Consider the following 19510-nt stretch of genomic DNA (forward strand, 5'->3'; position numbering starts at 1 on the left):
GGCCCCGAAGGCCAGGGGCGTCTGCATCTGTGGGCGACGCGGGAGCGCCGTGGGGCAGGCCACCCTCGCTGACCGGACAGCCCTGACGTTCCGCGGCGGTCGTCGCGGTGGCGTCTCTGCGTCCACGCCGGTGTGGCGAGTCTCCGGGACGCGCCGCACCGGCTTGGGCCCGGGCTGTCGGTCATCGGGGGCTCCGTATGCCGGCGGGCGGTTGGCGTGAGCGCAGGCGGACACCGTCCGGGGCACGGCGAAGCCTGAAGGGGGTGTCGGGCTCCATGGCGCGTAGTCGGCCCCGTCGCGGGGCGGGGGAAGGGGCCAACTCCCGTACAGCGCGCGGGTTCGGTTGATCAGAGGCCCAGCAGGCGCTCGGCGTTGAGGTGGCAGACCTTGGCGCGGTCGGTTTCGCTGATCGGGGCGGTCTCGATGAAGTGGACGGCCTCGTGGTTGCTTTCCAGCGGGTAGTCGGTGGAGAACATGATGCGGTCGGCTCCGAGGGCGAGCAGGCTGCCGAGCAGGGGAGCGTGCGCGCAGACACCGCTGGTGGTGATCATGATGTTGTCGCGGATGTAGTCCGAGGGGCGTGGTTTGGCCAGGTGGATGCCGCGTTGGTTGAGGAAGTCCCAGCGGCTGTCGAGGCGCCACAGGTGGGCGGGCAGCCCTTCGCCCATGTGGCCGAGGATGAGGGTGGCACCGGGGAAGCGGTCGAAGACGCCGCCGAAGATGATGCGCAGGGCGTGGGTCGCGGTCTCCACGCCCCAACTCCACATGGGGCCGATCAGTTCCTCGTGCCCGCGCACGTTGTGCCACACGTCGTAGGAGCTGGCCGGGTGCAGGTAGATCGGCACGCCGAGCGCCTCGGCGCGCTCCCACACCGGCCGGAACCTGTCCGCGTCCAGGTACTCGCCGTGCGTGTGTCCGTTGATCAGGGCACCTCGCAGGCCGAGTTGGGTGACCGCGCGTTCCAACTCGGCCGCGGCGCCGTCCGGGTCCTGCAGGGCCAGTGCGGCGAAGCCGGAGAAGCGATGGGGGTGTGTGCGGGTGATCTCGGCGAGGAAGTCGTTGGCCTCGGCGGCCCGTTTGACCGCCACGGCGGTGTCGGTCTCGGCCTGGATGCCGGGGGCGGTCAGGGACAGCACCTCCCTGTCGATGCCGAGCTCGTCCATCTGGGGGAGTCGGACGTCGGTGAAGTCCAGCAGCAGCCGCATGGCGCTGTCCCACTGGGGCGGGTCGAACAGAGCGGCGGCGGGCAGGCTGTAGTGGGTCAGGGCGGCGGTGGTGAAGTGCTCTTCGATCGCGATCTTCTTCATGGCGGGGATTCTCCGGAGTGACAGGCGCGGCCGAGAGGGGAGGCACGACCGGCGGGAACGGGCCAGGGCGAGGTGAAGACGGCGGCGGAGCCGGTGGCGAGACGGGGTTCAGCCGGCTGTGGCGCTGCCGGCCGTGCCGACAGCAGTGGTCGTCCGGCGCCGGCTGGGCCCGCCGAGCGGGCCGGTGGGCACGGCGACCGCTGCCGTGGCGCCGACGGCGGCGATGGCGGCGAAGAAGTAGAAACTCCATTCCAGGCCCAGCCCGGAGCCGAGGACGCGCCCACCGAGCGAGGGGCCGACGATGGCGCCGAGCCGGCCGATGGACAACGACCACCCGACGGCCGGGACGCGCAGATCCGTCGGCATGCAGCCGATCAGGTAGGCGTTGACGAACGCCTGGCAGGCCAGCAGCCCGAAGCCGCACAGGGGCAGGCACACGTACAGGACCCAGGCGGCCGGACCCCGGCTCATCACGAGCAGACCGGCGGCACCGACGAGGAAGGCACCAGTCACGACGCGCTTGGGGCCCAGCCGGTCGGCGAGCACCCCTCCGGGCACCATGCCGACGCCCGCGCCGATCCACGACAGGCACGTCATGGTCAGGGCCGAGCCGATGGAGAAGCCGCCGGTCTGCATGAGCGTCGGCAGCCACGTGCTGAAGCCGAAGATCAACAGCAGCCCGCAGAAGGTCATCACCCAGAACAGCAGCGTCGTGACCACCAGCCGGCGGTGGAGCAGCGGGCCGAGCCCGAGGAACCGGTGCCCGGGCTCCGACGCGGCGGGCGGCTGCGGGGCAGGCAGCCCGAACCGGGCGGCGGTCCGGGCGGCTTCGTCGACGCGGCCCGTACGCACCAGGTGCAGCGGACTCTCGGGCAGGCGCAGCGCGGCCCACGGCACCACGGTGAGCAGAGCTGCCGCGCCGACGAGATACAGCACCCTGAAGGAGACGTCCGGCAGCAGCCACGAGCCGAGAAGCGGTGCTCCGAGGGAGCCGACGCAGGAGCCGGCCATCGTGATGGCGATGTTGCGGGCACGTACGTGCGGTGCGGACATCTCACCCACGACGGCGGTGAGTGTGGGCAGTACCACGCCCAGACCGATCCCGGCGAAAAGACGGGACGCGGCGAATACACCCGGCCCGTCGGCCAGGGCGGAGCCGAGCATGCACAGGGAGAAGAACGACAGGCCGCTCAGGAGCAGTCGGCGGGTGCCCAGGCGCCGCCCGGCGGCCCCTGCGATGCCGGCGCCGATCAGCATGCCGGCGGCGACGAGCGAACCGATGTCGCCCGCTTCCCCTTTGGACAGGTTCCAGCCGGGCTCGCGCAGCAGGGCGGGCACAGTGGCCCCGTACACGGACAGGTCGTAGCCCTCGAACATCGCGATGAGGGCGGCCATGAGGATGAACAGCCGCACAGTTGCGGGACGTTGTGGGCCAGGGCATCGTGGAGACGGTCTCGCTTTCATGATGGCGATTCCTCGGGTCTCGGGACCGGTGCGGGAGGAGGACGCGGGAAGCACGTGCCGGGAGCCGAGCGGCGCGTCGTCACGGTGTCGGCTTCATGACGCCGAAGCCTGTTTCGATGCGGTCCCTGGACTGCAACAGGGCATCGGTGATCGCCCGTTCGCGCCCGGCGAAGCGCTGCGTCGGGGTGGGCACACTGATGGCTGCGGTGCCCCAGGCCGCGGTGCGGACGGCGACGCCGGCCGCGCAGATGCCGAGGGTGTGCTCTTCGCGGTCGAATGCGACGCCCGTGCGGCGGATGTCGTCGAGCTCGCGGTGCAGCGCGGGGCGGGTGGTAAGGGTATGTGGGGTTTCTGCGGTGAGCCGGTGCGGCAGGGCGTGCTCGAGCGCGGCCGCCGGCAGGGCGGCGAGCAGTGCCTTGCCGGGGGCGCAGCAGTGCAGGGGGAAGCCGGCGCCGACCGCGCTGACCGCGCGCAGCCGACGGTCGGCGATGACCTGGTCGACGAAGACCACCTGATGGTTGTCGAGGATCGACAGGTCGACCGTTTCCTCGAGTCGGCGGGACAGTTCCTCGAGATAGGGGCGCAGGTCGACGATCATCGCTGATCGCACGGAAGCGGCCATGCGGGGGATCTCGGGACCGAGCCGGTACCGCCCGCGGGTGCCGGCCACCGTCACCAGCCCCTCCGCCTCCAGGGCACCGAGGATGCGGTGGACCGTGGACTTGGCGAGGCCGATCCGCTCGACCACCTCGGCCTGAGTGAGGCCCGACGGGGCTGCCTGGAGCAGGCGCAGCACCTCTGCCGCGCGTGCGATGACCTGGATGCCGCCCGCGCTGCCGCGTCCCGGGCTTGCGTGCTCGTCAACCGCCGTCATGGCGTGTGTTCCCTTCTTACGACGTGTCCCGGACAGCCTGCCGCATGGGTGCGGTCCGGGTGGCACGGCGTCGGTGCAACTCCCTTCTCCCGAGCTCCAGGATTTTTCCGGCGGCTCGCGCGTCTCTTCAGGTCCTGCGATCCGGCAGGTCGAGGAGCTGTCCGGTCTCCTCGACCCCGGCGAGGGGAAGGTCCAGGTCGCGGACGAGGGCGATGGCCCGGTCAACAAGGGACCGATTACCGGGGGCGAGTTCGTTCTTGCGCAGGTGCAGCGTGTCCTCCAGGCCCGCGCGGGCGTTGCCGCCGAGCGCCAGGCCCATCGCGGTGAGCGGCAGATTGTGCCGGCCGATCGCGATGACCTGCCAGACCGCGCCCGGTGGCAGTCGGCGGACCATGGTGAGGAGGTTGTCCGCGGTGGCGGCCATGCCGCCGCGGACGCCGAGGACGAGGGAGAACTGCATCGGTTCGGCGAGCAGGCCCTCCTTCCACAAGCGCAGGCACGCCTCCAGGTGCCCCGTGTCGTAGATCTCCAGCTCCGGTTTGACCCCGAGTTCTCGCATGCGGGCCGCGAGGCGGCGCACCTTGTCCGGCGGGTTGCGGAATTCGCCGTCGCCGAAGCTCATCGAGCAGGGGTTGAGGGTGGCCATGCGGGGCCGCAGCTCCACCAGCCGCTCCCGCTCCTCGAACGGCACGCTGAGCCCCACTCCGGTCGAGAGCTGGAGCAGGATCGGGGAGCGTTCGGCGATCAGGTCCATGGTCCGGCGCGCGGTCTCCAGGTCGGCGGTCGGCCGCTGGTGCTCGTCGCGCAGGTGGATGTGGGCGACCGACGCGCCGGCCCGGTAGGCGTCGGTGACGGCTTCGGCGATTTCCTCCGGGGAGGTGGGCAGGTGGGGGTTGTCGGCCTTGGTGGCGATCGGTCCGGTGGGCGCGACGGTGATGACGACGCCCACGTCAGGTCTCCTCGTGTGGCAGGGCGACGGTGACGAGCAGAGTGGCGGGTCGCCTGGACCGGTTCTCCACCGACCGGATCTGGCCCTTGGCCAGGTGTACGGAGTCGTAGGGCCGCAGCGTTTCCTCGTCGCCGTCGGCGGTGACCACGAGTTCGCCGTCGAGGACGACGTACACCGTCTCCTCCACCGTGGGCGCCGAGTCCGCCGCTCCACCGGGCAGGTAGTACGACAGCCCGGACCAGAAGCGCACGGTGGGCCCGGCTTCGTGGCCCTGGAGCCGCAGTGCGCCGACGCCGTGGTGCAGCGGGGGCTCGTACGCGAGGGCGTCGTCGAGTCGGGTGACACGCATGGGGCTCATGCGCGCTCGCCCTTCTCGATCCGGTAGGTGCCGGTGGGGTCGACGATGGCGACCAGGCGGACGATGCAGCCGTCGCCGCCGGTCCAGCGCCAGGGGAACGCCGCGAAGGTGACCCGCTTGCCGGTGACCTTGTCCAGGTCGCCGCCGACGTTCTCGAAGCCGATGATGCCCTGGGACAGGATGGCCCGGTGGCAGGGCTCCCACTCGGGGAAGTCGTCCAGGACCTTGCGTCCGGTCTCGGCCTCGTACTCCTCGCAGGCCCACGGCAGCAGACCGCCCGGGGCGCCGGGACCGTGCGGGCCGATGGCGGTGGCCAGCGGATGGTCGAGCGCCTGGGTGTCGGTGCCGACCGCCTTGACGCCCTTGGCGGCGAACCACTCGCCGGCCTCCTTGTAGAAGCCGGGCGAGTAGGCGTAGTAGTCGCTGTTGTCGCCGTAGGTGTGGTGCCAGCCGGTATTGACGACGACGATGTCCCCGGGGCGTATCTCCGGGGTGGCCGCCTCCAGGTCGGCGGCGGTGACGACTTCCCACTTCTTCTTGGGGATCGACACGACCACGCCCGTGCCGAAGAAGGAGCTCAGCGGTATCTCGTCGAGCAGCGGGGTGTTCTCCACGACGTGACCGGGGGCGTCGATGTGGGTGCCCGAGTGCATGACCGTGGTGACCTTCTGGGTGAGCACGCGGGACTTCGACATGCTGTGCAGCCGCTCGATCCTCACGTCCTCGAAGTACGGCCAGCAGGGTGTTCCGTGCCCCCACGGGTGAGAGAGGTCGTAGAACTCCAGGCCCTGCTCGTTGGGGCCGACGGGCCAGGTGAAGGGGGTCTCGGACATGGGGTTCCGCCTTTCGTGGATGGTGTGTTGGCCGGTCCTCGTCGGTCAGCGGTCGACCGGTGACCGACGGCCGGTGAGCTGTTGGGCGATGTGCCGGGCCAGGCGTGCGCCTGCCCGTTCGCGGCTGCCCTCGGGCCAGGTGAGGAAGCCGCGGTCGCTCTTGGCGCCCAGGTGGCCCGCCGCCACCAGTTCACTCAGCAGCGGAGAAGGGCTGGGCGAGCGGTTCAGGTCGGGCAGGATGGCGTCGTGGATGGCCAGGGTGAGGTCGAGCCCGACGTAGTCGGCGTTCTCCAAGGGGCCCATGGCGGCCAGACGCAGGCCGATGGTGTTGCGTACCACCGTCTCGACCGTCTCCGCGGTGCACACTCCGTCCGCGACCAGCGCCATCGCCTCGCGCCACAGGGCGTGCTGGAGACGGTTGCCGACGAATCCCGGTACGTCGCGCTCGACGCGTACCGGCATTTTGCCGAGGGACGTCAGGAGAGCGGTGGTGCGCTCCATCGTCTCCTCGCTGGTGTGCTTCCCGCGGACGACCTCGACCACGGGGATCAGACCGGGCGGGTTCCACCAGTGGGTGCCGACCACTCGCTCGGGACGGGCGGTGCGTTCGGCGATGCTGCTCACCGGCAGCACGGAGGTGTTACTGGCGAGCAGCGCGTCGGGCGACAGGCGGTCGAGCCGGGCGAACAGATCCCGCTTGGCCTCCAGGTTCTCGGCGACGGCCTCGACGACGAGGCCGGCTCCCGTGACGGCTTCGGCCAGGTCGGTGCTGCCGTCGACCGCCCCGGCGACGTCACGCAGGCTGTTCACCGCACGACGCAGCGTGTCGGTGTCGACGTCGTGCAGACGTACCGGATGGCCCGCGCCCGCGAACACCTCGGCTATGCCCCGGCCCATCAGCCCCGCGCCGACGACGGCGACGGTCAGCACGCGGTGTACCCCCCGTCGAGGTACAGCACCTGTCCGGTCACGAACGAGGAGGCGTCGCTGAGCAGGTAGACCAACGCTCCGGTGAGGTCGTCCGGCTCGGCCAGCCGGCCCAGCGGGATGCGGGCGAGCATGGCCTCGCGGGTCGCGGTGGCCTTCTCGTCCTCCTCGTACATCCAGGCGGTCAGCTCCGAGCGGAACACGGTGGGAGCCAGCACGTTCACCCGGATTCCGGCACCGCCCCACTCGGCGGCGAGACTGCGGCCGAGCAGGTCGACCGCGGCCTTGGAGGGGCAGTACGCGGAGTATCCGGCGGAGTGACCCAGCCGGCCGCGGGTGGAGGACACGAGCACCACGCTGCCTCCGCCGCCGTGGCCGAGCATGTGCCGCCCCACCGCCTGGCACATGAGCCAGGAGCCTCGGACGTTCGCCGACTGCACGGCGTCGAAATCCTCGACCTTCATGTCGGCGATCGGCGCGACGTGGTTCATGCCGGAGGCGACGAGCAGTCCGTGCACGTCACCGTATGTCTTCACGGCGGCGGAGAGGATCGCCTCGGCGTCGTCCGGGGTGTCCGGCCTGCGGCGGACGGTCTCGACCGGTCCGGGGCCGTCCAGTTCCGCGGCCAGCGCGTCGAGCTTGTCGGCGTTGCCGCCGGCGAGGGTGAGTCGAGCGCCCAGGGCGTTCAGGGCGCGTGCCGCCGCACTGCCGAGGGCGCCGGTGGCGCCGGTGATGACGATCGAACGCCTCTCCAGCGTGAAGCGGGCGAGAGGGGAAACAGCAGGAGCGAGTGCCACGAGAACCCCCTTGGTTCCGTGATGCGAATCAATCGTGCCGGATTGCGGTTCAACGTAGGGGTGGTTCAGCTCGTGGTCAATGGGCCGTGCGCCAATTGGCTGGTCACGTGTCGGACTGTTGTTGCCGGCTTTCGGCTGGGCTCCGCGCCTGCCCGGGTTCCGCGGAGAGCTTGTGACGGGGGACTTTCGACGTCTCGACGTGGCCGCGACCTTCTTGCACACTGGCCGCGACGGCCGGCCGGAGCGCACGGTCGGGAAATCAGTGAGGACGCCTTGGAAGACCAGCTCGTACATGAGCCGCAGCATGCCGACGAGGAGCCTTCGCCGGCGGCAGACGAAGGAGGCGCCCCAATGGCCCGCCGCCGCAGTTCCGAGTCGGGCACCGGGCCTGTGCTGAGTCGCGCCCTGCAGATTCTCGGTGCGTTCAGCGGGAACCGTCCGGAGATGACGTTGAGCGAGTTGTCGCGGCGGTCCGGGCTGCCGGTGTCGACCGTGCACCGGATGCTCGGCGAGCTCATCGCCTGGGGAGCGCTGGAGCGCGGTGACAACGGGTGCTACCGCGTCGGCCTGCGGCTGTGGGAAGTCGCCTCACTCGCGCCGCGCGGACATGGCCTGCGCGAGCGGGCCCTGCCGTACCTGGAGGACCTCTCCCAGATCACCCGCGAGAACGTTCAGCTCGCGGTGCGCGAGGGTACGGAGGTCGTCTTCGTCGAGCGCATCGCGGGATCCGGTGCGGTGCCCGTGCTGACGCGCGTGGGCGGGCGTTTCGCCCTCACGGCCACCGGCGTCGGGCTGGTACTGCTCGCGCACGCCCCCGCCGAGGTGCAGGAGCAGGCGCTCGCCGGCCCCCTCGAACGCTTCACGCCATGCACGGTCACCGATCCGCGCGAGCTGCGGCGCATGCTGGCCGAGGTACGGACCCGTGGCTACGCGGTGAGCGACCGCCAGGTCACGATGGACGCCCTGTCGGTCGCCGCCCCGGTACACGGCGCCGACGGTGCGGTGATCGCCGCGATCTCACTGGTGGTACGCCACGGCAGCACCTCCGCGCACGCGCCGGCCCGGCTCGTCTGTACCAGCGCCCGGGCGCTCTCCCGCGCCATGATCACGCCGCAGGTCTGAGCCGCGCCGTCCTGCGCCCGAGGCGCGGTTCCCGCCCATGCCACGGCCACGTCGCGAGCCGGGCCCTGCGGACAGTCCCTGACGCCCGTCCGCCACGGCGGCGCGGCGGCATTTCGCAGATGTTTCCCGGCATCCGGAAAGACCCGTGGTGACCCGAGGGCGCCGACCCCACGATGGTCCGCACCGTTGACGCCCGGGCACGGTCCGCCGGGTCCGCACCCTCCCCCTACGCCCTGGCGGCGTGGGGTCCCCCAGCGGGCAGAGGGCGCCGACGGCCACCACGCAGTCGACAACGGAGTGCTGCCATGGCTCTGCCACCCTCTTCCCCTCCGCCCCGGAGCCGTCCGGTGACCGGTACCTCTCTGCGCACCGCCCTCGACGAGGGGCCGATGAGCCGCTTCCAGTGGGGCGTGATCGCGGTGTGCGTCCTGCTCAACATGCTGGACGGCTTCGACGTACTGGTCATGGCCTTCACCGGAAAAGCCGTGTCGGCGGAGTGGGAACTCAGCTCCTCCGAGCTCGGGCTGCTGCTCAGCGCGGGCCTCGTCGGCATGGCTCTGGGCGCCCTGTGCGTCGCCCCGTGGGCCGACCGGATCGGCCGCAGACCGGTCATCCTCGGCTGCCTGGCGGTGGCCGCCCTCGGGATGCTGCTCTCCTCGGTCAGCCAGTCACCCGTCCACCTCGGAGCGCTGCGCGTGCTCACCGGAGTCGGCATCGGAGGCGTCCTGGCATGCAGCAACGTCATCGCCGGGGAGTACGCCTCCCGCCGCTGGCGCGGGCTCGCCGTCAGCCTCAACTCCACCGGCTACGCGGTCGGTGCCACCGTGGGCGGGCTGCTCGCGGTCGGCATGATCGGACAGTTCGGCTGGCGCTCGGTCTTCCTGACCGGCGGCCTGGCCACCGCCGCCGCCGTCCCGCTGGCCTACTTCTGTCTGCCGGAGTCCGTGGACTTCCTGACCTCCCGCAGGCCGAAGGGCGCCCTGGCGAGGATGAACGCCCTGGCCCGCCGCATGGGCCGGCCGCCGCTGGAGAGCCTGCCCGAGCCCACCGCCCAGCCGTCCGGAGTCGCGGCCGGATTCCGCGAGCTGCTCTCACCCGCGCTGCGCCGCCCGACGCTGCTGCTGTGGTCCGCCTTCTTCCTCGTCATGGCCGGCTTCTACTTCGTGACCAGCTGGACGCCGACCCTGCTGGTCGAGGCCGGCCTGTCCGGCACCCAGGGCCTCACCGGCGGGACACTGCTCAACCTCGGCGGCATCTTCGGCGCGGCCGCGCTCGGGGCCCTCGCCGCCCGGTTCGCGCTCCGCTCCATCCTCATCGCCTACTTGATCACCACCGCCGTGATGCTGTCGGCCTTCATCGCCTCGACGTCCTCGCTGGGGGCCGCCTTCGCCCTCGGCGCGATGATCGGCCTGTTCGCCAACGGCTGCGTGGCCGGCCTGTACGCCCTCACCCCGGCCACGTACGGCCCGGGGGTCCGGGCCACCGGACTGGGCAGCGCCCTCGCGGTCGGCCGCATCGGCGCGATCCTCGCCCCGACCGTCGCGGGCAGCATGCTCGACGCCGGCTGGACCCCGCAGAACCTCTACCTGGCCGTCGGCCTGATCTTCGTCGCCACCGCGGCCCTCCTCCTGCTGCTGCGCCCCGCCACGGCAGGGGACACGGAGCCCGTCGCCGCGGCGCCGGCCACCGGTACCGCGCACTGAACGCCCTACTCCAAAGGAAACGATCATGACTGCTTTCGTACGCGATCAGTGGTACGTCGCCGCCTACGGCCGCGAGGTCGGGCGCGAGCTGCTCGGCCGCACCGTACTGGGCGAACCGATCCTGCTGTACCGCACGGAGGGCGGCCGGGCGGTGGCCATGTCCGAGCGCTGTGTGCACCGGCGCTTCCCCCTGTCGCAGGCGCCGAGCCGGCTGGACGGCGACCGGGTGGTGTGCGGCTACCACGGTTTCACCTACGACACCGACGGCGGCTGCACCTTCGTGCCCGGACAGCGGCGCATTCCGCGCACCGCGCGCCTGAAGACGTACCCGGTGGTCGAGCAGGACTCCTTCGTGTGGGTGTGGATCGGCGACCGCGAGCCCGGGGACACCCTGCCGCCCCGCGCGCCGTGGATGGACTCGCCCGACTACACCGTCGTGTCGGGCATGGAGCCGATCGACGGCGACTACGGTCTGCTCGTCGACAACCTCATGGACCTCTCCCACGAGACGTACCTGCACGGTGGCTACATCGGCACTCCCGAGGTGGCCGAGACGCCCATCACCACCGAGGTCGACGACACAGCCGGCATCGTCCGCGTGAGCCGCCACATGGACGACGCGGAGTGCCCGCCGTTCTACGCGAAGTCGACGGGCATCGAGGGCCGGATCACCCGCTGGCAGGACATCGAGTACCACGCGCCCGGTCTCTACCTGCTCCACTCACGCATCGCGCCCCTCGGCGCTCCCGGGCCGAATCCGGACGGCAGCGACCCGCACGCCTTCCACGTGGAGGTCGTCTACGGCATCACCCCTTCGACGGAGAAGACGGTGTACGACTTCTGGGCCGTGGCCCGCGACTTCGCGCTCGACGATCAGGACGTCACCGAGTTCCTGCGCGGCAACAACCACACGGTGGTCATGCAGGACGTCGTCGCCCTCAACGTGCTGCAGAAGTCCCTGGACACCGAGCCGGCCGGCTACCAGGAGCTGAGCATCAACATCGACACCGGCGGACTCGCCGCCCGCCGCATCCTCGCCCGCCTGGCACAGGAGGGGGCCGCGACACAGGCCCGGACGGAGGCGCGATGACCGCGCTCCACCCGCCCGCCCTCTTTGGCGAGAACGTCAACCGCGTCCACTGGATGCTCGGCACCGACCGGCTGCTGGCCGTCTGCCACTGCGATGCGCAGCGGGAGTTCGAGGACCCGATGGAGCTGTGGGACTGGCTGCTCCGCCATCCCGAGGACCACCACCCCGGCCCTGTTCCGCGGTCCGCTCCCGCGTCCATCCGCCGGCCTCGGCCCGCGAACCCGGCCTGAAGCCGCCCCCCGGTCCGGAAAGAGAACCACCATGACCATCACGTGCCCCCAACGCACTGGGGCCGAACTCCACCTGACCCTGATGCGCAAGGAGCCCCTCGCCGAGGGCGTCGTCCGGCTCAGTCTGGCCCACCCCTCCGGTGAGCGGCTGCCCGCATGGAGCCCCGGCGCCCACATCGACCTGGTGCTGGGCCCGGACCTGGTACGGCAGTACTCGCTGTGCGGCGACCCGCGCGACACCTCCCTCTTCCAAGTGGCCGTGCTGCGCGAGCCACAGGGCCGGGGCGGCTCCCTCTACGTGCACGACACACTGGCCGAGGGCGACACGGTCAGGGTGCGCGGCCCCCGCAACCACTTCCCGCTGGTCGACTCCCCCCGCTACCTGTTCATCGCCGGCGGCATCGGCATCACCCCGGTCCTGCCGATGATCGCCGCCGCCGAGCAGCGGGGGGCCGACTGGCGGCTGGTGTACGGCGGACGCAGCCTCGCCACCATGGCCTGTGCCGGGCAGCTCGCGAAGGACCACCCCGACCGGGTGGAACTGTGCCCGCAGGATGAGGCCGGCCTCCTCGACCTCGACGGGCTGCTCGGCAGCCCCGACCCCGGCACCCTCGTCTACTGCTGCGGTCCCGAGCCCCTGCTCAACGCGGTGGAGCGGCGATGTGCCTCCTGGCCGGAGGGCACACTGCACATCGAGCGGTTCACGCCGAAGCCGGACGAGTACGACACCACGTCCGCCCCCTTCGAGGTGGAACTCTCCCGGAGTGGCATCACGGTGACCGTGCCACCGGACAAGACCGTCCTGCAGGCGGTCGAGGAGGCCGGCGTGCAGGTTCTGTCCTCGTGCCACGAGGGCACCTGCGGCACCTGCGAGACCACGGTCCTCGACGGGGCGGTGGACCACCGCGACTCCCTCCTCACCCCCGCTGAGCAGGCACGCAACGACACGATGTTCATCTGCGTCTCGCGCGCCGCCTGCCCGCGCCTCGTCCTGGACCTCTGACGCGCCGGATCGGCTGGCCGGCGTGTACGCGACCGGTTCCGGCGTCTCTCCAGGTGCTACAGCCCCTCGCCGTCGGCCGAGATGTGGCGCATCAGGCGGTCCAGGTGCGAGCGCATCACGGCGATCAGGTCGAAGGAACGCCCGCTCGCCAGCCACTGGACCCGCAGTCCGGCGTCGAGCGCCGCGCACTCCCGGGCGATGCTCTCCGGATCCAGGCCCGCTTTGAGTTCCCCTGACACGGTGCCGGCGTGCAGGCGGTCCGCGAGTTCCCGCACACCTTTCTCCTGCCACTGGGAGAAGAAGTCGTGTGCGGGGTGGTCGGGGGCAGTGGCCTCGGCGCCCACCACGACGGCGAGTTCGAGGATTCCCGGCATGGTGAGGATTTCGGCGGTGTCGTCCAGGTGGCAGCGAAAGGCGTCCCGTACCGAGTCGGACACGCGTACCCACTGCTCGTCGAGCCGTTCGTGCCAGTACTGCACGACGGCCAGCAGGAGTTGCTGTTTGTCGCTGAAGTGATGAAGCAGCCCGGCGTCGGTGATCCCGGCGTCCCGGGCGATGCGGGCGAGCGAGGTCTTGCGATAGCCGTCCTGGCCGAAGCGCAGCAGTGCGGCCTCGAGGATCTGGTTGCGCCTGGCCTGCCCTGTCGCGTAGCCGCCGCGCGGCCCCCGTGGTGTCCCCATGCGGACAACCGTACCCAGTGTCGTCGCTGGTCATCACGGGAGTGCTGCTACCGCGGGGAGAGGGCGCCCCGCCGGGCCCGCGCGATGTGACGTGCGCCACTCGGTCAATACCTAGCGTGCACTAAGCATTGGCTTCATCATCGTCCGAAAGCGAGGGAACGTTTCGCGCCTGTGGCCGAGAGATGAGCTCCGGGTGACGGCATGCCCTTCCTCGCACGACCCCGGCCTCCCCTCTGTTCGCGAAAGGAGGCGGCTCCATGACGCCCACGTCTGCCAGCCCCTCGCTCGACGCAGCACCGTCCGAAGACACCGCGAGATGGACGCCGCGACTGGTCGCCGTACTCGTCGCGCTCATCTGGCCGACCCAGCTCCTGGCCGCCGCGGGCATCCTGGGTGCCAACGCGACCGCCAGCGTGGCGCAGAGCTTCCACACCACCCACGTGGCCTGGTTCGGTCTGATCGTCGTCCTCGTCTCGACGCTGCTGACGCCGTTCGTGATGAAACTGGGCGACCGGTACGGCAAGAAGCGGCTCATGCTCGTGATGACCGCCCTGGGGGTCGTCGGGGACGTCATCGCCGCGATGGCGGGCAGCTTCTGGCTCCTGCTGGTCGGACGGGCCGTCGCCGGCTGCTACGGCCCCTTCGCCGCCCTGTCCTTCCCCGCCGTGCGGGACATCTTCCCCGCCCGGTTGGTGAAGCCGGCCAGCGCCGTCCTGGGCAGCAGCGTCGGCCTGGTGGCCCTGGCGGCACCGTTCCTGGCCGGCTGGCTGGTCGACAACTGGGGGTACGAAGGCGTGATGTGGTTCCTCGCCGCGGCCTCCGCCGTCGGCTTCGCGCTGATCGCCTTCCTGGTACCGCAGACCCCCCGACACGACTGCCGCCCCGGCTTCGACTGGCTCGGCGGCCTGGTCCTCGGCGGAGGGCTGACCGCAGTCGTCTACGCGGTCGGCCAGGGGCAGAGCTGGGGGTGGGCCGACGCCAAGACTCTCGGCTGGCTCGCCGCCGGCCTGGTCGCACTGGTCGCCTTCCTCTTCGTGGAGCGCTCCAGCGCCCACCCGATCCTGGATCTGAAGGTGCTCCGCCGACGCCCGGTCGCCCTGGTCCTCGTCAGCGGCGGACTCGCTCAGGCCGTCGCGTACACCATGCCGGGCATGGCGATCCTGCTCGCCCTCTACCCGCACATCCCAGGGGTCTCCGCCGGCCTGGGCTGGACCGCGCAGCACAATGCCCTGGTCAGCGTGACCTGGAACGTGGTGATGTTCGGTACGGGAATCGTCGCCAGCCGCCTCCTGCGCACGATCGACGCCCGCCTGCTCTGGTGGACGGGCCTGGCCCTGATGGCGGTCGGCTACGGCCTGGTGGGCTTCTTCCACGCCGACGAGACCCAGCTCATCCTCACCTCGTGCCTGGCCAACCTCGGCGCCGGTCTCGTCGTGGCGGGAGCCCCGGTGCTGGTCGTCGGTGTGGTCTCCAAAGACGAGCAAGGACTGGGCAGCGGCATGCTCAACATGCTCATCAACTTCTTCGGCGCCATCGTCACCGCGCTCTCGTTCGCCGCCCTCGCCACACACAGCACCGTCGTGGAGGGCACCGCCTTCTACCAGGACGGCGGCTACGCCTGGCTCTTCTGGACCGGCGCGCTGCTCACGGTGCTGACGCTGGCGATCTCACTGTTCATCCCGCCCCTGCGGGACCCTGCGGAAACCGACGCGGCCCACGTCGTCTGAACGCCCACGGCCGTCCCGCCATGCTCGCCCACAGAGTTGGACGAGCATGGCGGGGGAGCGACGTGATGAGCGGCGGGCGCTGCCTACTCGAAGCCGTCGTCCGACCGGCCGCGCGTCAGGCCCAGCGGTCGGCTGGCGTACGTCGGTAGCTGCGCACGACGTCCGCGTACGCCTTCGCGCTCGGCTTCGGACGGCGCCGGAACGTCACGCGGTCGACCTCGTGAAGCCCGAGCTGGGCCCCGTACCCGAAGATCCACTCGAAGTTGTCCAGAAGCGTCCAGTGGCAGTAGCCGAGGACGGGCGTGCCCGCGCCGACCTCGGCCGCGAGCCCGTGGACCGCGGCGGGAACGAAGGCGGCGCGCTGTGTGTCGTCCGAGGTCTGGATGCCGTGCTCGGTCACGAGGACCGGTACACCCGCCACCTCGTGGGCGTAGCGCACGGCGCCGGCGAGGGACTCGGGCGCGATGGCCGTGCCCATGCCGTTGAGCTCGCCGTCGGCCGTCACCTCGCCGTCGGGGCCGTGCACGATGCGCTCGTAGTTCTGTACGCCGATGAAGTCGTCGTCGCGGGCTTCGCGCAGCCAGTGCTCGTAGACCGCGGCGCGCTTCGCGTCCCGGCGTTCCTCGCCCCCGGGGAGCGCCACCTCGTCGGCGATGGCGATGGAGACGCCGACGGGCAGGTCGCCCCGGCGGGCCTTGATCGCGTCGCGGGCGGCGCGGTGGGCACGGGTGAACGCGGCCTGGAACTCGTCCTGCCGGTGGGCGGGGATGACGTTCGCGCTGGCGTAGGTGTCGCTTCCGGCGGCGCGTGCGGCGGCCGCGAGCATCTGCGTCTTGAGCGTCTCCGCCTCGGCCGGGAGCTTCGCGCCCGCCTGGAGCAGCTGCTCCAGGTTGGGTTCGTTGAGGGTGACGCCGTACGCGACGCGGTCGCCGAAGCGGGCCATGACCCGGTCGCACTGCTCGGCGAAGAGTGCCGGGGCGTCGGCTGCGGTCCAGGAACCGGCCGCCGCGAACCAGTGGGGTGCGGTGAAGTGACTGAACGTCACCAGGGGTGCCAGGCCACGTTCGAGGCAGCCGTCGACGTTGCGCTCGTAGTGGTCGAGGGCCTCGGCTGAGACGACACCCCGCTCGGGTTCGACGCGGGCCCACTCGACGGAGAACCGGAAGGCGTTGAGTCCGAGTCCGGCGGCCAGGTCGAGGTCCGTCTCCCACTGCTGGTAGCCCTGGCACGCCGGTCCGCTCGGCTCGCGGAACAGCGAGGGCGTCGTGTGCTCCAGGAACCAGGTGTCGCTGGCGCTGTTGTCGCCCTCGTTCTGATGCCCCGCGGTGGCGACGCCCCACAGGAAGGTGTCGGGCAGGCTGGTGTGTGTCATGTGTGCTCCTTGCACTGATCCGGTGATCCGGTGATCCGGTGAGAGGGCCGTCCTGAGCCGCTCCCGCGGGCGTCACCGTGCGGTTGTGGGAACGGGGCCCAGAAGGAGTGCCGGCCGGGTTCGATCTCCATGGGGTCCGTGCCCGGTAGTTCGACCAGTGCGGTGACGCCGGGTGGTACGAGGACGTCGACGTGCAGCGTGCCGCCCTCGCGATGCCATCCGACCTCGGCGCGGCCGTACGGCGTGTCGTGTGCGGCCCGGGCCCAGGTGAGGCCCCCTCCGGGAAGGGGACGGACCAGCAGCCGCCGATAGCCCGGCTCGGCGGGGGCCAGTCCGGCGACGGTGCGGTGGATCCAGTCGGCGACCGCGCCGAGCGCGTAGTGGTTGAAGGAGGTCATCTCGCCGGGGTTGACGCTGCCGTCGGGGAGCATGCTGTCCCAGCGTTCCCATACGGTGGTGGCGCCCATGTCGACCTGGCGGAGCCAGGAGGGGGCAGACCGTTGGGTCAGCAGTCGGTAGGCGGTGCCCACGTGCCCGGTGTCGGCCAGCGCGTCGCACACCAGGGGCGTGCCGAGGAAGCCGGTGCCGATGCGGTGCGCGCGCTCGGCCACCAGACCGGCCAGCCGACGTCCGGCCTCCGCGCGGTCGGCGTCGTCCTCCAGCAGCCGGAAGCACAGGGCGAGGGCGTAGGCGGTCTGGGTCTCCTCCGTCAGGCGCCCGCCCCCGGCGTGGAAACGGGCGATGAAGGCGTCGCGGACCGCGTCGGCCAGGGCGTGGTAGTGCCCGGAGTCGTCCTCGTTCTCCAAGACCCCGGCGGTGCGGGCCAGGAGCCGGGCGGAGTGCGCGAAGTACGCCGTGGCGACGAGGGTGGACGCCGTCATCGCGCGGCCGGGATCGTCTGCCGGGGCGGTCGGGTCCAGCCAGTCGCCGAACTGGAACCCCTCGCCCCAGATCCGGGCCGGCCCGGCGATCCGGTCGACGGCGTCGACCCAGGCACGCATCGAGGGGTACTGGGCGCGCAGCACCTCGGTGTCGCCGTAGCGCTCGTACAGCACCCAGGGGACCACGACGGCAGCGTCGCACCAACCGGCCATCGGCGGGTTGCCGGGCGGGACGGGCACCGGGGTGATCACCGGGATGTCGGGGCTGAACACCGGGGGTATGCGGCGTTCGTCGTCGCCCTGGTCGGCGGCGAGATCGCGCAGCCAGGAGCGCAGGAAGTCACGGACGTCGTAGAGGAAGGCGGCGGTGGGGGCGAAGACCTGGACGTCACCGGTCCAGCCGAGGCGCTCGTCGCGTTGCGGGCAGTCGGTGGGTACGTCGACGAAGTTGCCGCGCATCCCCCACACCACGTTCTCGTGCAGGCGGTTCAGGGAGTCGTCCGAGCAGGAGAACCAGCCCGTGCGGCGCAGGTCGCTGTGGAGCACGACGGCCGTGATGTCGGCGGGGTCGAGCTCGCCGGGCCAGCCCTCGACCTCGGCGTAGCGGAAGCCGTGGAAGGTGAAGCGGGGTTCCCACTCCTCGCCCGCCGGGTCGCCGCGCAGGACGTAGCGGTCGGTGGCGGTGGCGTGCCGCAGCGGACGGGTGCAGAGTTCGCCGTCCTCCAGGACCTCGGCATGGCGGAGGGTGACCGTGCGGCCGGCTTCGCCGCGGACGCGGATGCGCAGCCGTCCGACGAGGTTCTGGCCGAAGTCGAGGATGGTCCGGCTGGTGGGCGAGGTGGTCACGGAGACGGGTGCGAGGTGCTGGATGCGGCGCACCGGCGGGCTGTCGGCCGGGAAGAGGACGGTGGTGTCGAAGTCCAGGATCTCCACCGGCTGCCACGCCGAGTCGTCGAAGCCTGGTTCGCTGAAGCCGGCCTGTTCGCGGCGGGCGTCGTACTCCTCGCCCTCGTACAGGCCGGCGGTGAGTACGGGCCCGGGGCTCCAGCGCCAGCCGTCCCCGGTGCCCACGGTGTCGGCGGAGCCGTCGGTGTACTCCACGCGCAGTTCGGCGAGGAGGCCGGTGTGCTCGCCGTAGACGTCCCGGGTGCCGCCGTTGAATCCGAGCAGGCCCCGGTACCAGCCGTCGGCCAGATGGGCGCCCCAGGCGTTGCGGCCCTCGTGGACCAGGGCCGTGACGTCGAAGGACTGGTAGCGGTGGCGATGCCGGTAGCTCGTCCAGCCGGGGGCCAGGACGTGGTCGCCCACCACGGTTCCGTTGAGCTCCAGTTCGTAGACGCCGAGGGCGGTGACCAGGAGCCGCGCCGATCGCACTGCTGCCCGCGCGGTGAACTCGCCACGCAGCAGGGCGGCGGGACGTGCGCCGCTTTCCGTGGGGGCGGGCTCAGGGGGGCGGGGGCTGATGACGCGTGCGGCCGGGGTCCAGAGGTGGGGCATGGCGGCCATCATGCGACTAATGCCTAGTGAATGCTAGGTATTCAGGAGTGTGGCGTGTGTCACGAGGGCGGATGTGTGGGCAGGAGGGCATGTTCATGACGGTTTACGGCTCCGCCGGGCCGCGATCGCACTGTGCACCGCACCCCCGCCCGCCCACGCCACGCAGACAAGCCCGTCGGCGTCGTTCCCGGCGCCGCGCCCAGTACTGGTGCGGCGGGCTGCTCTGCGCCACCGTCGCCCTCGGCGGCTGGACGGCCGGCAACCGACGTGACGACAACACGGTCATCACCGGCATCGTGCGGCTCTGATCGTGACCACCGCGTTCCGGTCAAGGTGTCAGGCCCGGCCGGGTCAGCCCGTTCGGAACGGCTTCAAGGACGGCCAGTCGGTGAGGGGGCGTGGTTCTTGGAGGCGGCCTTTGCCGGAGCGGTCGCCGGCGGTGTGGACGAGCAGGTACTGGTCGCCGGAGAAGACCCAGAAGCGGTGGTCGTCGCGGGGATCGGGCAGGACTGCGTCGATCTTGTTGGTGAAGCGGTCAAGTCCGCCGAACGTCTTGCGCCACTGCGCGATCGGGGCGGGCCCGCTCACCCGCCGCGCCGACGCCGGGTCCGCACCCGTCTCGACGACCATGTACCGGCTGCCGGAGAACACCCAGAACCTGCCCCGCACACCCGGAACCGGCATCACCGCATCCAC

Annotated in this window: 18 protein-coding genes; 6 read left to right on the plus strand and 12 right to left on the minus strand. The window is 71.3% G+C overall.

All coding sequences use genetic code 11. The annotated features are described in order from the left end of the window. Positions 1–347: 347 nt before the first annotated feature. The 8 genes from HTZ82_RS27405 to HTZ82_RS27440 form a co-directional block, all read right to left on the minus strand. Positions 348–1307 carry an amidohydrolase family protein gene (locus HTZ82_RS27405; RefSeq protein WP_175412067.1) on the minus strand — a complete coding sequence of 320 codons (960 nt, stop codon included), beginning with the start codon at positions 1305–1307 and terminating at the stop codon, positions 348–350. Between the two features lie 108 nt (positions 1308–1415). Beyond that, positions 1416–2720, minus strand: a complete 1305-nt coding sequence (locus HTZ82_RS27410) for an MFS transporter (protein ID WP_309235713.1) — start codon at positions 2718–2720, stop codon at positions 1416–1418. Positions 2721–2850: 130 nt separating this feature from the next. Then, positions 2851–3645, minus strand: coding sequence for an IclR family transcriptional regulator (locus tag HTZ82_RS27415; protein WP_175412069.1), 795 nt, complete (start codon positions 3643–3645; stop codon positions 2851–2853). A gap of 127 nt (positions 3646–3772) precedes the next feature. Then, on the minus strand, positions 3773–4594 hold the full coding sequence (locus tag HTZ82_RS27420) for a 3-keto-5-aminohexanoate cleavage protein (protein ID WP_175412070.1): 822 nt from the start codon (positions 4592–4594) through the stop codon (positions 3773–3775). A gap of 1 nt (position 4595) precedes the next feature. Then, entirely contained in the window at positions 4596–4952 is a 357-nt protein-coding gene (locus tag HTZ82_RS27425; protein WP_217624637.1) for a cupin domain-containing protein, read from the minus strand. Then, the gene (locus tag HTZ82_RS27430) at positions 4949–5785 is read right to left on the minus strand and encodes a cyclase family protein (protein ID WP_175412071.1); all 837 of its coding nucleotides are present in this window, start codon (positions 5783–5785) and stop codon (positions 4949–4951) included. The genes HTZ82_RS27425 and HTZ82_RS27430 overlap by 4 nt, the downstream gene beginning before the upstream one ends. A 45-nt stretch (positions 5786–5830) precedes the next feature. Beyond that, positions 5831–6715 carry a 3-hydroxyacyl-CoA dehydrogenase family protein gene (locus HTZ82_RS27435; RefSeq protein WP_175412072.1) on the minus strand — a complete coding sequence of 295 codons (885 nt, stop codon included), beginning with the start codon at positions 6713–6715 and terminating at the stop codon, positions 5831–5833. Then, positions 6709–7509, minus strand: a complete 801-nt coding sequence (locus HTZ82_RS27440; RefSeq protein WP_175412073.1) for an SDR family NAD(P)-dependent oxidoreductase — start codon at positions 7507–7509, stop codon at positions 6709–6711. Before HTZ82_RS27440 ends, HTZ82_RS27435 begins: the two co-directional genes overlap by 7 nt. Before the next feature lie 351 nt (positions 7510–7860). Between HTZ82_RS27440 and HTZ82_RS27445 the strand changes: the two genes are divergently transcribed. From HTZ82_RS27445 to HTZ82_RS27465, 5 genes are all read left to right on the plus strand, one after another. Continuing rightward, positions 7861–8631 carry an IclR family transcriptional regulator gene (locus HTZ82_RS27445; protein ID WP_175412074.1) on the plus strand — a complete coding sequence of 257 codons (771 nt, stop codon included), beginning with the start codon at positions 7861–7863 and terminating at the stop codon, positions 8629–8631. 347 nt (positions 8632–8978) lie between these two features. Beyond that, entirely contained in the window at positions 8979–10334 is a 1356-nt protein-coding gene (locus tag HTZ82_RS27450) for an MFS transporter (protein ID WP_217624638.1), read from the plus strand. 25 nt (positions 10335–10359) lie between these two features. After that, positions 10360–11424 carry an aromatic ring-hydroxylating dioxygenase subunit alpha gene (locus HTZ82_RS27455; RefSeq protein ID WP_175412076.1) on the plus strand — a complete coding sequence of 355 codons (1065 nt, stop codon included), beginning with the start codon at positions 10360–10362 and terminating at the stop codon, positions 11422–11424. Then, entirely contained in the window at positions 11421–11654 is a 234-nt protein-coding gene (locus tag HTZ82_RS27460) for a hypothetical protein (RefSeq protein WP_175412077.1), read from the plus strand. Before HTZ82_RS27455 ends, HTZ82_RS27460 begins: the two co-directional genes overlap by 4 nt. Before the next feature lie 31 nt (positions 11655–11685). Next, entirely contained in the window at positions 11686–12657 is a 972-nt protein-coding gene (locus HTZ82_RS27465) for a PDR/VanB family oxidoreductase (protein WP_175412078.1), read from the plus strand. A gap of 56 nt (positions 12658–12713) precedes the next feature. On the opposite strand, the gene HTZ82_RS27470 is transcribed toward HTZ82_RS27465, so the two are convergent. Then, a complete protein-coding gene (locus tag HTZ82_RS27470) occupies positions 12714–13337 on the minus strand; it encodes a TetR/AcrR family transcriptional regulator (protein WP_175412079.1) in 624 nt (207 codons plus the stop codon). Between the two features lie 257 nt (positions 13338–13594). On the opposite strand from HTZ82_RS27470, the gene HTZ82_RS27475 reads away from it, so the two are divergent. Continuing rightward, on the plus strand, positions 13595–15064 hold the full coding sequence (locus HTZ82_RS27475; RefSeq protein WP_175412080.1) for an MFS transporter: 1470 nt from the start codon (positions 13595–13597) through the stop codon (positions 15062–15064). A gap of 115 nt (positions 15065–15179) precedes the next feature. On the opposite strand, the gene HTZ82_RS27480 is transcribed toward HTZ82_RS27475, so the two are convergent. The 3 genes from HTZ82_RS27480 to HTZ82_RS27495 form a co-directional block, all read right to left on the minus strand. Continuing rightward, a complete protein-coding gene (locus tag HTZ82_RS27480; protein WP_175412081.1) occupies positions 15180–16436 on the minus strand; it encodes a family 1 glycosylhydrolase in 1257 nt (418 codons plus the stop codon). Continuing rightward, the gene (locus tag HTZ82_RS27485; protein WP_175412082.1) at positions 16433–18814 is read right to left on the minus strand and encodes a glycoside hydrolase family 78 protein; all 2382 of its coding nucleotides are present in this window, start codon (positions 18812–18814) and stop codon (positions 16433–16435) included. Before HTZ82_RS27485 ends, HTZ82_RS27480 begins: the two co-directional genes overlap by 4 nt. A gap of 351 nt (positions 18815–19165) precedes the next feature. Further along, the coding region (locus HTZ82_RS27495) for a hemopexin repeat-containing protein (RefSeq protein WP_217624639.1) at positions 19166–19510 on the minus strand (345 nt) is incomplete at its 5' end.

Source organism: Streptomyces sp. TRM64462, from assembly GCF_013362995.1.
Lineage (GTDB): Bacteria > Actinomycetota > Actinomycetes > Streptomycetales > Streptomycetaceae > Streptomyces.